A 12,967-nucleotide genomic window follows, 5' to 3' on the forward strand; every position below is an offset into this window, starting at 1 on the left:
GGCGACTAGCGTGCGGTACGTGTACAGCTCCCAGCAGTCCCCCGCCGCCCCCGCGGCCCCCGCCCCCGCGGCGGCGGCCGACGCCACCCCCGAGGAGTTCCGGGCCGCCCTCGGGCAGCTCGCCGCGGGCGTCTCGCTGCTGACCGTGCACGACCCCGAGGACGGCGAGGACGCGGGCATGACCGCCACCTCGTTCCTGTCGGTGTCGCTGGAGCCGCCGCTGGTGCTGGTCTCGGTCCGCGAGGACTCGCGGATGGACGAGCTGCTGGCCCGGGCCGAGACCTGGGCGGTGTCGCTGCTGGGCGAGGAGCACCGCACCCTGGCCTCCCGGTTCGCGATGAAGGGCCGGCTCAGCGACCGGCTGCTGTTCGCCGACGCCGCCTGGCACCGCGGCCCGCGCAGCGGCGCCCCGCTGGTCGACGGCGCACTGGCCACCGTGGAGTGCCGCACCGAGCAGCGCGTCCCGGCCGGGGACCACACCCTGGTGCTCGGCCGCGTCCTGTCCGCCCGGGTGCCCTCCCCCGCCGGGCGGCCGCTGCTGTACCTGCGCGGCGGCTACCGGCAGCTCGGCTGACGACCCGTCACTCCGGACGGATCCGGCCCCGGCCCTGCTTCAGCCCCGAGCGGTGCCGCTTGTTCTCCAGCCGCCGCTCGACCGTGCCGCGGCTCGGCTTGGTGGCCCGCCGGGCCTTCGGCGGCGGCGCGGTGGCCTCCCCCAGCAGCGCGGCCAGCCGGGCCGCGGCCACCTCCCGGTTGCGCCACTGCGAGCGGTGCTCGGAGGCCCGGACCACCAGCACCCCGTCCACCAGCCGGGAGGCCAGCCGCTCCAGGGCGCGCTCCTTCCACACCGCGGGCAGCGCCTCGGAGGCCGCCAGGTCCCACCGGAGCTCGACCCGCGAGTCGGAGGTGTTCACGTGCTGCCCGCCGGGGCCGGAGGAACGGGAGAAGCGCCAGACGAGCTCGGCGTCGGGCACGACCACCGAACCCCGTACGCGCACGGGCTCAGTCATGCCGCCCATCATCCCGCCCGCCCCCGGCCCCGTCACCTGGTTAAGCCCGCTCCGGCCGAAGCGGCACAATGGCGGGCGTGATCGAGCTCGGCTACTCCCTCTCCACCCGCTTCCCCGACCCCCCGCAGACCGACTACCGCACCGCGTCGGTCCGTTCGCTGCGGCACGACCTGTTCGCGGGCGACGTGTACCTGGAGACGGACGAGGGCGCGGGCCTGGAGACCCGCTGGCACTGGGTCCCGGTGCTGGACTTCGCCTGGGCGGTGTGCGACATCGCCGAACGGCTCGACGAGGGCCCGCGGGGCAGCCGGGAGGCCCGGGTCCGCACCGAGGACCTCGACTTCACCCAGAACACCGAGCTGCTGCGCTTCGCCCGCCGGTTCGGCTGGGTCGAGATCACCGCGACCTGGCTGCCCGACGAGGAGCCGCTGGTCGTCCGGCACGCCGAACTGCGCCGCGAGGCCCGGGACTTCCTGCAGGACCTGCTGGCCGACCTGACCGAGCTGCACGAGGGACTCGCCGACAACCCCAACGTCTGGACCCTGCAGGGCCGCTACCCGAGAATCTGAGTCCTGCGCCGGGCACCGCCCGGGCGGAGGAATCCGTCCGTCCGCGAATCGGTGGAACCAACGACCGCCCGTCCGGCGTTCTCTGGGCAAAACCGACCGAAGGGACACCACAGACCATGCCCGTGAGCCTCTCCAAGGGTGGCAACGTCTCGCTGACCAAGGAAGCCCCCGGCCTGACCGCGGTCACCGTCGGCCTCGGCTGGGACGTGCGCACCACCACCGGTGCCGAGTTCGACCTCGACGCCAGCGCGATCGTCCTGAACGGCGAGGGCAAGGTCTACTCGGACCGGCACTTCGTCTTCTTCAACAACACCAGCACCCCGGACAGCACCGTCGTGCACACCGGCGACAACCGCACCGGCGAGGGCGCGGGCGACGACGAGCAGATCAACGTCAACCTGGCCGCGCTGCCCGCCGACGTGCAGCGGATCACCTTCCCGGTGTCGATCTACGACGGCAACAACCGCGGCCAGAGCTTCGGCCAGGTCCGCAACGCCTACATCCGGGTGCTGAACCAGGCCGGCGGCGCCGAGATCGCCCGCTACGACCTCTCCGAGGACGCCGCCACCGAGACCGCGATGGTCTTCGGCGAGCTCTACCGCAACGGCGCCGAGTGGAAGTTCCGCGCCATCGGCCAGGGCTACGCCTCCGGCCTGGTCGGCATCGCCCAGGACTTCGGCGTCAACGTCTGACGACCCGCGGCAGCACGCGCAACGGCCCCCCGGAAGGCTCCGGGGGGCCGTTGCGCGTGCTGCCGGGTCAGGAACGACCGGCCCGCAGCTCGGGCAGCTCCAGCAGCTCGGTCTCGTCGTGCGCGGTCAGGTCGACCACCTCGGGCTCGGTGTCCGACTCGGCGTGCTGGTGGCTCGGCGACTGCTCCACCGCCCGGTGCGCGGGCGGCGCGGCGTCCACCGGGGCCGCGTCCAGCACCGCGTAGCGCTCGCTGTCGGCCAGCGCCTCGTCGCCCACCACGTCCGCCAGGTCGCCGACCGCGGGCGCCGGGGCACCGGACCGCAGCGCGGTCCGGGCGGTGCCGGGACGGCCGAAGAAGCTGAACGCGGTGGCCCGCGGCCGCTGCGGCGCGGGCACGACCGGCCGGGCGGCCTCCTGCGCGGGCAGCGCCGGACCGACCGGGCGCAGCGCGGCCGAACCGGTGGCCGGCACCGGCTCCGGCATCTTCGGGCGCAGCTCGACCTGGGCCCGCTCGTCCACCGCGCGGCGCGCCTCGGCGACCGCCGCCTGCCGCTCCAGGTGCCGCATCGCGGCCTGGGCCCGGACGAACGAGGCGGGGGTGACGGGGTGCTTGGGGCGGGCGGCCTCCACCGCCCTGCGGGCCGCCTCGGCCTCCTTCAGGGCCTGCTCGGCGACCATCACGGCGCGCTCGCGCAGCAGCCGGGCGATCTCAGTCTCGGCCTTGGCCAGCCGGGACTTCTCCGCGGTCAGCCGACGCCCGAACCGGGTGGCCCGCTCCTCGGCGACCTCGGCCGCGTACTCGGCCTCGGCGATCTGCTCCTCGTAGCGCTCCTCGGCGCGCAGCCGGCGCACCACCGCGAGCTCGGCGGCGGTCCGGGCGGCCCGGTCGCGCTGGCGCAGCACCAGGGCCAGGCCGACCACGGCGACCACGGCGGCGACCCCGACCGAGCGGGCCACGACCTGGTCCGGACTGGCCACCAGCGCGGCCACCGCCGCGACCACGAGCACGCCGGAGGCGACCGGGGGCAGCAGCCGGCCGAGGACGGAGGAATGACGGTGGCGTCCGCGAGACATGGCTAGAAACTAGCGTGCGAATCGCGGCGCTGTCAGCCTCGCCCCCCATTCGGGCCTTGACAGTCCGTGAGGACCACGGAAGGCCACCGGCCGGTGACGCCCCGTCAGCGGCCGTCAGCGCGGGGTGGCGGCCGTCCCGCGCGGGTGCTCGGGGTCGTCGTGGTCGTCCGGGAGCTTGCAGACGTGCTGCAGCCACAGCGCCACCGCGATCACCGCCGCGCCCGCCAGCACCGCGAACAGCGCGGTCTGCGCCTGCGCCCGGCGGGCCGCGACGTCCAGCGAGCCGAGCAGGAACACCCCGACGCCCGCGTAGATCCCGGTCACCACCGCGGAGACCAGGGCACTGGCCTGCCCCAGCACCAGCGCCCGGGCCGCGTGCAGCGGGTCCACCCCCTTGGCGCCCGGCTGCCGCTCCCGCACCGCCTTCAGCCGGGAGCGCAGCGAGACCGTCGCGGCCAGCAGCACCACGGCGACCGCCGCCAGCACGTACGGCGCATAGGCGGGCACCCCGGGCAGCGTGCCCAGCGAGTCCCACAGCCGGGCCCCGCCCCAGGACAGCAGCCCCGTGATCGCGGTGATGCCGAGCAGCAGGCGGAGACGGAGCGGCTTCACGCGGACGGGCTTCCTTCCAGTGGTTCGACGGCGGGCGCTAGGCCACCGTACCGGCCCGGCCGCGCCCCCAGGGAGCTACGCCCGCGTGCGCCCGGAAGTTCCCGGACTCACTCCGGCAGCCGCAGCTGCAGGTCGGCGCGGAGCCGCACGCCCTGCGCCGCGGCGCCGCCGAGGCCCGCCAGCAGCTCGGCGACCGGCCCGTGGCCCGGCACCTCGGCCGCCGGGTCGGCGTCCTGCCAGGGGGCCAGCACGAACGCCCGCTCGTGGGCCCGCGGGTGGGGCAGCGTCAGGTGCGGGTCGTCGCTGGTGACGCCCTCGTAGGCGAGCACGTCGACGTCCAGGGTGCGCGGCCCCCAGCGCACCTCGCGGACCCGGCCGAACGCGTCCTCCACCGCGTTGGCCCGCTCCAGCAGGTCCTGCGGGGGCAGCGAGGTGCGCAGCACCGCGACGGCGTTGAAGTAGCTCGGCTGGTTCTCGGGGCCGCCCACGGCGTCCGTCTCGTACACCCCGGACAGCGCGGTCACCCGCACCCCCGGGGTGTCCTCCAGGGCGTCCACGGCGCCCTGGAGGGTCTCCAGGCGGTTGCCCAGGTTGCTGCCCAGGGCGACGGCGGCGGTCCGGGAGTCGTGCAGGGTGGACTCCACGCGGTCCACCCTGCCCTGCAGGTCGAACGTGGTCGGCGTGGCGGTCGGGTCGGTCGTGGCCAATGGAGTTCCCTCTGCTCGGGCTCCACCGGGCGCGGTCAGGCGCGGCCCCGGCGGATCGTGATGGTGACGTCGTCGAACGGGACGGTGATCGGGGCGTCCGGCTTGTGCACGGTGACCTCGACCTCCTCGACCACCTCGTGGCGCAGGCACTGGTCGGCGATCCGCTGGGCCAGCGTCTCGATCAGGTCGACCGGGTCGCCCGCGATCACCGCGGTGACCTCCTCCGCGATCACGCCGTAGTGCGCGGTGCGGGTCAGGTCGTCCCCCGTGGCGGCCGGGCGGGTGTCGAGGAACAGCACCAGGTCGACCACGAAGGTCTGCCCCTCGATCCGCTCGCGCTCGAAGACGCCGTGGTGGCCGCGGGCACGGAGCCCGCGCAGGGTGACGCGGTCCAGCAAAAGAATCACTGCTCCCAGCTGTCGGCCCCGCCCGGAGCGGGCGGGGACCGGCGGGCACCGTCGCCCGCCGCCCCTCGAATCTACCTTCGAGCACCGACCGCCAGGGACCGCCTCCCCGGCCGCCCACCCGATCGGACCGGCCACCGCGGCCCTTGACGCCACCGCCCCGGCGGCGCTACTCGTCCTCGTCCTCGTCCTCGTCGTCCCCGCTGGTGAGCACCGGCGACCCGTGGTGCGACCACAGCTTCCACCCGTCCGCCGTCCGCCGGAACAGGTTCGTCGAGACCACCTTGCCGCCCACCAGCGGCCCCAGCTCGCCCTCCTCCTCCGGCTCGCCGCCGGACAGGATGTTCTCGGTGCAGGTCACCAGGGCCGAGTCGCCCCGGACGTCCACCTCGACGTCGGTCAGGAAGAACTGGATGTACTCGGTGTTCGCCATGATCAGCATGTACGAGCGGGTCACCTGGGCCCGGCCGATCAGCGCCGGCCAGCCCGGGTGCACGCAGTACACCCCGCTCTTGTCGTCGGCCTCGTCCGCACCCAGCCAGATCGACTCGACGGCCTCCAGGTCGCCGTTCTCCAGCGCCTCGTACAGCGCCTGGTTGACGGCCAGCACCGCCTCCTGGTCCGGCTCCAGCGCCGCCGCCCGGTCGTTGCCACCGCTCATCGCTTCCGCCACGTCTACCCCCTCTGCGCCGCCTGCTCCCAGGCCGCGACGACTCGTACGGCGTCAGCCGTGCCGGACACGTCATGCACCCGAACCGCCCAGGCACCCGCCTTCGCCGACAGCACCGAGACCGCCGCCGTGGCGTCGTCCCGCTGCCGCGCCGGGCGCAGCTCCCCGGTTTCCGGGTTGGCCAGCAGCGTACCCAGGAAGCGCTTGCGCGAAGCCGCCACCAGCACCGGCCGTCCCAGCGCGGTCAGCGCGTCCAGCCGGCCCAGCAGCGCCCAGTTGTGCGCGCCGGTCTTGGCGAAGCCCAGGCCGGGGTCGAGGATCAGCTGCTCCTCCTTCACCCCCGCGGCCAGCAGCTCCTCCACCCGGACGGTCAGCTCCCGCACCACGTCCGCGACCACGTCCTCGTACACCGCCAGGGAGTCCATGTCCGCCGACTGGCCGCGCCAGTGCATCACCACGAACGGCGCGCCGGTCCGGGCGACCACCTCGGCCATCGCGGGGTCGGCGAGTCCGCCGGACACGTCGTTGACCACCCGGGCGCCCGCGGCGACGGCCGCCGCCGCGACGCTCGCCCGCATGGTGTCCACCGACACCACCACCCCGGCCCGGGCCAGCTCGGTGACCACCGGCACGACCCGGCGCAGCTCCTCCGCCTCGGTCACCCGCACCGCTCCCGGCCGGGTCGACTCCCCGCCCACGTCCACCAGGTCCGCCCCGCGCGCCACCAGGTCCAGCCCGTGCGCGACCGCCTTCGCCGGGTCCAGCCACATCCCCCCGTCCGAGAACGAGTCCGGCGTGACGTTGACCACCCCCATCACCGCGCAGCGCTCAAGGACGGGCAGACCGGGGACGTTCTCGCTCATGCGTCCCATTATCGGCGCACGGCCGGGAACGGACCGAACGCCGGACGGGAGGGTGCGCCGGGGACGCACCCTCCCGTCCGGGACTACGCCGCCTTGTCGAGCTGCGCCGCGGGCTCCTGCATGAGCCCCTGCCGCTGCCGCTTGCGCCCGAACCGGGGCATGCCCAGCGTGATGAACGCCTCCGCCTGCATCGCGGCGAAGCCGATCCGCGGGAGGTCGCGGGTGTGCTGGTAGACCAGGAAGCGCGGCTCCCAGCTGGGCTGGAACTTCGCGTTGAACTTGTACAGCGACTCGATCTGGAACCAGCGCGACAGGAACACCAGCAGTCCGCGCCAGGCCCGCAGCACCGGCCCGGCACCGATCCGCTCGCCGCGGGCCAGGGCCGAGCGGAACATCGCGAAGTTCAGCGAGACCCGGCGCACGCCCATCGCCCCGACCTCCTGGAGGGCGGCGACGATCAGCAGCTCGTTGAGGCCCGGGTCGGCCTCCCGGTCGCGGCGCATGAGCTCCAGCGAGATGCCGTCCTCGCCCCACGGGACGAAGTGCAGCACCGCCTTCAGGTCGTCGCCCGGCCCGGCGGCCTCCCCCTCCTCGGGGGCCTTGTGCGCGGTGACGACCACGCAGTCGTCGTCGCCCGGGTCGCCGAAGCGGCCGAGCGCCATGGAGAAGCCGCGCTCGGTGTCGGTGCCGCGCCAGCGGGCGGCCGCGTCGCCGATCCGGCGCTTCTCGTCGAGGGTGAGGTCGCCGACCCGGCGGACCTGGCAGGAGTAGCCGTTGCGCTCGATCCGCTTGACCATCTGGCGGACGTTGCGCATGGCGCGGCCGGAGAGCGAGAAGGTGGCGGTGTCGACGATGGCCTCGTCGCCGAGTTCGAGGGCGTCCAGCCCGGCCTCCCGGGTCCACACCTCGCCGCCGACCTCGGAGCAGCCCATCACGGCGGGCACCCAGGCGTGCTCGCGGGCGGTCGCCATGAAGACCTTGATCGCGCCGGGCCAGGCCTCGACGTCGCCGACCGGGTCGCCGGAGGCCAGCATCACGCCGGAGACCACCCGGTAGGAGATCGCGGCCTTGCCGGTGGGCGAGAACAGCACGCTCTTGTCGCGGCGCAGCGCGAAGTAGCCGAGCGAGTCGCGCCTGCCGTGCCGGGCGAGCAGTTCGCGCACCCGCAGCTCGTCCTCGGGGGTGAGCTCGGGCTCGGGCTTCTCGGGGCGCAGCGCCAGGTACGCGGTGGTGAGGGCGGTGACCAGGCCGAGCGCGCCGAGCGAGTAGCCGACCAGGTCGCCGATCCGGTCGGAGGTGTAGTGGATCGGGCCCTCGAAGCCGAACAGGCCGTAGCCGACGTGCTCCAGCCGCTGGAACAGCGAGGGGTCGCCGAGCTCGGCCTTCCAGCGGACCGAGACGATGACCAGGCCGAGCAGCACCGAGACGATGCCGAGCACCACGAAGTTGAGCACGGCGCGCCAGCGGGTGCGCGGGTCGGCCTTGGCGTAGAACTCGCGCCGGTGGACCAGCATCACGGCGAGCAGCGCGAGCGAGATCGCGGCCTGCCCGAACTGGTGCCAGCGCAGCAGGTGCAGCGCCGCGCCGACCGGCAGCAGCACGCACACGGCCCGCCAGGCGCGTGCCTTGCGGCGGCGCAGGGCGTGCGCGAGCAGCACCAGCAGCATGCCGACCATCAGGGTGCCGGCGGCGGCCAGCGAGGTGGTGCCGCCGGGGAGCTGACCGGCCCAGACGTGCATCTTGGTGAGCCGCAGCTTGGGGAAGACCGCGCAGGCGATGTCGATCAGGCCGATGGCCAGGCAGGCGTAGCCGACCGCTCCCGGCAGCCAGGGTCGCGGCACCGCGGCGGCCTGGTCGCGGAGCGCCTGCAGACCCCGGGGACGGGGTTCGTCGGTGGTGGTCTCAGCGGACACGGGAGCGCTCATGAGAACTCAGCCTAGAGGCACCGGGGCGCTGTGCGCGCACTCCGGGAACGGGTGCGTGACGGACCTTCATGACAGTTCCTTTTTCTGGCAATCCGCACGTCAAGTGCGGTCCACGGAGCGGTATGGGCCGCTCTTCCGGAGCCCCGGTCGAACGGTTGCGCTCGTCGGTCCGGGGGACGCGGCACCGCTGCCGCACCCGCACCCGTGGCCGCCTCTCCGGCGGTTCGGCGCGTCTCCCCCCGGTGGACGCCGCGTTCCACTGCGTCGGTTCCCCGGCACGGGAGCCACTCGTTCGCACGGATTTCCGACGCCCGGTCAGAGTACCCCGGCTCGCCGCCGACGGGCCGTCAGATGACGATGGCGTGGCCGAAGTCGAGGAGGACCGGAAGGCATGGAGCTGACCAGCCGGACACTGGTGTACGCGCTGGCCGCGGTGGCCGCGGCCGCCCTGCTCGGCACCCTCTGGCTGTGGCCCAGACTGGCCCGGCAGCGCCCGCTGCCGGTGCTGGGGCGACTCGGGCTGCTGCTGGTGACCCAGGCGGCGGCGCTGGCGGTGCTGCTGCTGTCGGTGAACAACGCGTACGGCTTCTACAGCTCCTGGAACGACCTGCTGCGCCCCGGCGGCGCCCCGCTGGCGCTGGTCGCGGCGAAGTCCCCGGGCGCCGCCCCGGAGACCGGGAAGCTGGTGGTGCCGACCGACGAGGGCGGGCTGGAGACGGTCAGGGACGTGCTGCCCGCGGGCACCCCGGAGGAGGTCGGCCGGGTCGACTCGGTGCGGATCACCGGCACCGCCTCCGGCCTGTCCGACCAGGTGTTCGTCTACCTGCCGCCGGAGTACTTCAACCCGCGCTACGCCCGCGAGCGCTTCCCGGTGCTGCTGGCCCTGGCCGGCTACCCGGGCCCGTCGCTGCACCTGGTCGAGGGGCTGCGGCTGCCGCAGACCGCGTCGGAGCTGCAGCGCAGCGGGGAGATGGCGCCGACCGTGATCGTGATGGCCCGCCCCACCGTCGCCCCGCCGCGCAACACCGAGTGCGTGGACGTCCCGGGCGGGCCGCAGGCGGAGACCTGGTTCGCCGCGGACGTCCCGGCGGCGCTGCGCTCGGCGTACCGGGTCAGCCGGTCGGCCGGGTCCTGGGGGGTGTTCGGCTACTCCACCGGCGGGTCCTGTGCGCTGCGGCTGGCGATGCGGCACCCGGACACGTACCGGAACGCGGCCGGGATGCACGCCGACTACACGGTGCCGAACGACCGCTGGACGGACGGCGACCTGTTCCAGGGCGACCGGGCGGCCGCCCAGCAGTCCGACCTGGACTGGCGGCTGAAGAACCTGCCCGCGCCGCGGGCCGAGCTGCTGCTGGTCTCCACCCGGGCCGAGGACGACTTCCCGGCCACCCAGCGGTTCCTGGCCGACGCCCAGCAGGTGTCGGCGGCCCACCCGGAGCTGCAGGTCGACTCGATCTTCCTGCCCGACGGCGGCCACTCCTTCGAGACCTGGCGCCGCGAGCTGCCCGCCACCCTGGAGTGGCTCAGCGACCACCTCGACCCGCCGCCGGACCGCGAGCCGCGCGGCTGAGGACGCGCTGGGGCGCCGCCCGGACGGGCGGCGCCCCAGCGGCGGACCGACGCGGCGTCAGCGGCCGCCGATGATCAGGCTCATCGCCTCGTTGCGGGTGGCCGGGTCGCGCAGCTGGCCGCGGACGGCGGAGGTGATGGTCTTCGCCCCGGGCTTGCGGATGCCGCGCATCGACATGCACATGTGCTCGCACTCGATCACCACGATGGCGCCGCGCGGCTCCAGGATCCGCATCAGCGCGTCCGCGACCTGGCTGGTCAGCCGCTCCTGCACCTGCGGGCGGCGGGCGTACACGTCGACCAGCCGGGCCAGCTTGGACAGGCCGGTGATCTTGCCGCTGGTGGACGGGATGTAGCCGACGTGCGCGACGCCGCGGAACGGGACGAGGTGGTGCTCGCAGGTGGAGTACACCTCGATGTCCTTGACCAGCACCATCTCGTCGTGGCCCAGGTCGAAGGTGGTGGTCAGCACGTCCTCCGGCTGCTGCCACAGGCCGGCGAATATCTCCCGGTAGGCGCGGGCCACCCGGGCCGGGGTCTCCAGCAGGCCCTCGCGGTCCGGGTCCTCCCCGACGGCGAACAGCAGCTCGCGGACGGCGTTCTCGGCCCGCTTCTGGTCGAACTCGCGGACGGGGTGGTCACCGTCGAGCGTCACCGGATCGATCATGCGTGCCTCGCTGCTCGTCAGTCGGGAGGATCCCGGTCAAGAGGGTCGGTGCAGCACGGATGCCGCGCCTCCAGGGTACAAACCCGGGAAACGCGGCATCCATTCCGAACGGATATTCGGTCGCTCAGCTCTCGACCTGGCCGCCGTCGACCGGCGGGAGCTTCACGACGTCCACCGGGTCGGTCGGGGCGGTCGCGGCGCCGTTGGTCAGCGCCAGCTCCTTCGGCGACTGCACCGGCGGCCGGGTGGACGGGGTGCGGTGGGCCGAGCCGGTCCACGCCGGACGCGGGGGACGCTTGATCACCGGAGCGAAGATCTCGGCGATCTGCTCCTTGTTCAGCGTCTCCTTCTCCAGCAGCTCGAGGACCAGGTTGTCGAGCACGTCGCGGTTCTCGACCAGGATCTCCCAGGCGTCGTTGTGCGCCGTCTCGATCAGCTTCTTGACCTCCTCGTCCACCAGCCCGGCGACCTCTTCCGAGTAGTCGCGCTGGTGGGACATCTCGCGGCCGAGGAACGGCTCGGAGTCGGAGGAACCGAACTTGATCGCGCCGAGGCGCTCGCTCATGCCGTACTGGGTGACCATGGCCCGCGCGGTGGCGGTGGCCTTCTCGATGTCGTTCGAGGCGCCGGTGGTCGGGTCGTGGAAGACCAGCTCCTCCGCCGCCCGGCCGCCCAGCATGTACGAGAGCTGGTCGAGCATCTCGTTGCGGGTGGTCGAGTACTTGTCCTCGTCCGGCAGCACCATCGTGTAGCCCAGGGCGCGGCCGCGGGACAGGATGGTGATCTTGTGCACCGGGTCGGAGTAGTTGCAGGCCGCCGCGACCAGGGCGTGGCCGCCCTCGTGGTACGCGGTGATCTTCTTCTCCTTGTCGGACATGATCCGCGAGCGCTTCTGCGGACCGGCCACGACGCGGTCGATCGCCTCGTCCAGCACCTGGTTGTCGATCAGCTTCTTCTCGGAGCGCGCGGTGAGCAGCGCCGCCTCGTTCAGCACGTTCGACAGGTCGGCGCCGGTGAAGCCGGGGGTGCGCTTGGCGACGGCCGAGAGGTCGACGTCCGGCGCGATCGGCTTGCCCTTCTGGTGCACCTTGAGGATGTCCAGTCGGCCCTGGAGGTCCGGGCGGTCGACGGCGATCTGCCGGTCGAAGCGGCCGGGGCGCAGCAGCGCCGGGTCCAGGATGTCGGGGCGGTTGGTGGCGGCGATCAGGATGACGCCGCCCTTGACGTCGAAGCCGTCCATCTCGACCAGCAGCTGGTTGAGGGTCTGCTCGCGCTCGTCGTGGCCGCCGCCGAGGCCCGCACCGCGGTGCCGGCCGACGGCGTCGATCTCGTCGACGAAGATGATCGCCGGGGCGTTGGCCTTGGCCTGCTCGAACAGGTCGCGGACGCGGCTGGCGCCGACGCCGACGAACATCTCGACGAAGTCGGAGCCGGAGATCGAGTAGAACGGCACGCCCGCCTCGCCCGCGACGGCGCGGGCCAGCAGGGTCTTGCCGGTGCCGGGCGGGCCGTACAGCAGCACGCCCTTGGGGATCTTGGCGCCGACCGCCTGGAACTTGGCCGGTTCCTGCAGGAACTCCTTGATCTCGTGGAGCTCCTCGACCGCCTCGTCGGCGCCCGCGACGTCCGCGAAGGTGGTCTTCGGGGTGTCCTTGGTGAGCAGCTTGGCCTTGGACTTGCCGAACTGCATGACCCGGGAGCCGCCGCCCTGCATCTGGTTCATCAGGAACAGGAAGACCAGGACGATGATCACGATCGGCAGCATCGAGAAGAGCAGGCTGACGAAGGTCGACTGCTTCTCGGGGCTGACGGTGTAGCCGTCGGCGATCTGGCCGCCCGCGTACTTGTCCTGGAGCTTCTTGGCGAGGTCGGCGGCCTGCTGCTCGCCGGTGTAGGAGGCCTGGAAGCGGGTGCCGGACGGCGACTTGCCGTTCGAGCCCGCCTTCAGCTTCTGGCCGTCCTGCAGCTGGATCTTGATGAGGTTCGAGTCACCGGTGGTGAGCTGCGCCGACTTCACCTGGTTGTTGTCGATGGCGCTGACGATCTGCCCGGTGTCCGCAGTCTTGTAGCCGCTCGAATCCGAGACGAGCTCCATCAACGCGAACACGGCGAGGGCGGCCAGCACGACCCACATGATCGGCGCACGGAAGTATCGCTTGACGTCCATCCATGCGGGGCGTCACCGCCCCGTCCCTCCTGCC

The 12,967-nt window shown here is 73.3% G+C and carries 14 protein-coding genes; 4 read left to right on the forward strand and 10 right to left on the reverse strand.

The window, feature by feature from the left end; translation table 11 throughout:
• Nucleotides 1-19 precede the first annotated feature (19 nt).
• Nucleotides 20-574 (forward strand): flavin reductase family protein, encoded by a 555-nt coding sequence (locus QSK52_RS13525; protein WP_285736241.1) that lies wholly within the window; start codon nucleotides 20-22, stop codon nucleotides 572-574.
• A 7-nt stretch (nucleotides 575-581) separates the two neighbouring features.
• Here QSK52_RS13525 and arfB read toward each other — a convergent pair whose 3' ends face one another.
• Nucleotides 582-1,019 (reverse strand): alternative ribosome rescue aminoacyl-tRNA hydrolase ArfB, encoded by a 438-nt coding sequence (gene arfB, locus QSK52_RS13530; RefSeq protein ID WP_285736242.1) that lies wholly within the window; start codon nucleotides 1,017-1,019, stop codon nucleotides 582-584.
• 59 nt (nucleotides 1,020-1,078) lie between these two features.
• On the opposite strand from arfB, the gene QSK52_RS13535 reads away from it, so the two are divergent.
• Together QSK52_RS13535 and QSK52_RS13540 are read left to right on the forward strand one after the other, a co-directional pair.
• The gene (locus QSK52_RS13535; RefSeq protein WP_388029356.1) at nucleotides 1,079-1,579 is read left to right on the forward strand and encodes a hypothetical protein; all 501 of its coding nucleotides are present in this window, start codon (nucleotides 1,079-1,081) and stop codon (nucleotides 1,577-1,579) included.
• A gap of 116 nt (nucleotides 1,580-1,695) precedes the next feature.
• Entirely contained in the window at nucleotides 1,696-2,271 is a 576-nt protein-coding gene (locus QSK52_RS13540; protein ID WP_176189516.1) for a TerD family protein, read from the forward strand.
• Between the two features lie 67 nt (nucleotides 2,272-2,338).
• On the opposite strand, the gene QSK52_RS13545 is transcribed toward QSK52_RS13540, so the two are convergent.
• The 7 genes from QSK52_RS13545 to QSK52_RS13575 form a co-directional block, all read right to left on the reverse strand.
• Entirely contained in the window at nucleotides 2,339-3,346 is a 1,008-nt protein-coding gene (locus QSK52_RS13545) for a hypothetical protein (RefSeq protein WP_285736244.1), read from the reverse strand.
• Between the two features lie 114 nt (nucleotides 3,347-3,460).
• Nucleotides 3,461-3,958: a DUF3180 domain-containing protein gene (locus QSK52_RS13550; RefSeq protein ID WP_285736245.1), complete on the reverse strand. Its 498-nt coding sequence runs from the start codon at nucleotides 3,956-3,958 to the stop codon at nucleotides 3,461-3,463.
• Between the two features lie 107 nt (nucleotides 3,959-4,065).
• Nucleotides 4,066-4,665: a 2-amino-4-hydroxy-6-hydroxymethyldihydropteridine diphosphokinase gene (gene folK / locus QSK52_RS13555; RefSeq protein WP_285736246.1), complete on the reverse strand. Its 600-nt coding sequence runs from the start codon at nucleotides 4,663-4,665 to the stop codon at nucleotides 4,066-4,068.
• Nucleotides 4,666-4,700: 35 nt separating this feature from the next.
• Nucleotides 4,701-5,060, reverse strand: coding sequence for a dihydroneopterin aldolase (folB, locus tag QSK52_RS13560; RefSeq protein WP_285736301.1), 360 nt, complete (start codon nucleotides 5,058-5,060; stop codon nucleotides 4,701-4,703).
• Nucleotides 5,061-5,238: 178 nt separating this feature from the next.
• Nucleotides 5,239-5,730, reverse strand: a complete 492-nt coding sequence (locus QSK52_RS13565; protein WP_285736302.1) for a nuclear transport factor 2 family protein — start codon at nucleotides 5,728-5,730, stop codon at nucleotides 5,239-5,241.
• A gap of 14 nt (nucleotides 5,731-5,744) precedes the next feature.
• Complete coding sequence (gene folP / locus QSK52_RS13570) at nucleotides 5,745-6,611, reverse strand: dihydropteroate synthase (protein ID WP_285736247.1); 867 nt, start codon at nucleotides 6,609-6,611, stop codon at nucleotides 5,745-5,747.
• A 74-nt stretch (nucleotides 6,612-6,685) separates the two neighbouring features.
• On the reverse strand, nucleotides 6,686-8,527 hold the full coding sequence (locus QSK52_RS13575; protein ID WP_285736248.1) for a phosphatidylglycerol lysyltransferase domain-containing protein: 1,842 nt from the start codon (nucleotides 8,525-8,527) through the stop codon (nucleotides 6,686-6,688).
• 391 nt (nucleotides 8,528-8,918) lie between these two features.
• Between QSK52_RS13575 and QSK52_RS13580 the strand changes: the two genes are divergently transcribed.
• Nucleotides 8,919-10,100 carry an alpha/beta hydrolase gene (locus QSK52_RS13580; RefSeq protein WP_285736249.1) on the forward strand — a complete coding sequence of 394 codons (1,182 nt, stop codon included), beginning with the start codon at nucleotides 8,919-8,921 and terminating at the stop codon, nucleotides 10,098-10,100.
• Between the two features lie 57 nt (nucleotides 10,101-10,157).
• On the opposite strand, the gene folE is transcribed toward QSK52_RS13580, so the two are convergent.
• Both folE and ftsH read right to left on the reverse strand, forming a co-directional pair.
• The gene (folE, locus tag QSK52_RS13585) at nucleotides 10,158-10,766 is read right to left on the reverse strand and encodes a GTP cyclohydrolase I FolE (protein WP_285736250.1); all 609 of its coding nucleotides are present in this window, start codon (nucleotides 10,764-10,766) and stop codon (nucleotides 10,158-10,160) included.
• A gap of 124 nt (nucleotides 10,767-10,890) precedes the next feature.
• Nucleotides 10,891-12,933, reverse strand: a complete 2,043-nt coding sequence (gene ftsH / locus QSK52_RS13590; RefSeq protein WP_285736251.1) for an ATP-dependent zinc metalloprotease FtsH — start codon at nucleotides 12,931-12,933, stop codon at nucleotides 10,891-10,893.
• Nucleotides 12,934-12,967 lie beyond the last annotated feature (34 nt).

Origin of the sequence: Kitasatospora phosalacinea (genome assembly GCF_030268885.1) — a bacterium.
Lineage (GTDB): Bacteria > Actinomycetota > Actinomycetes > Streptomycetales > Streptomycetaceae > Kitasatospora > Kitasatospora phosalacinea_C.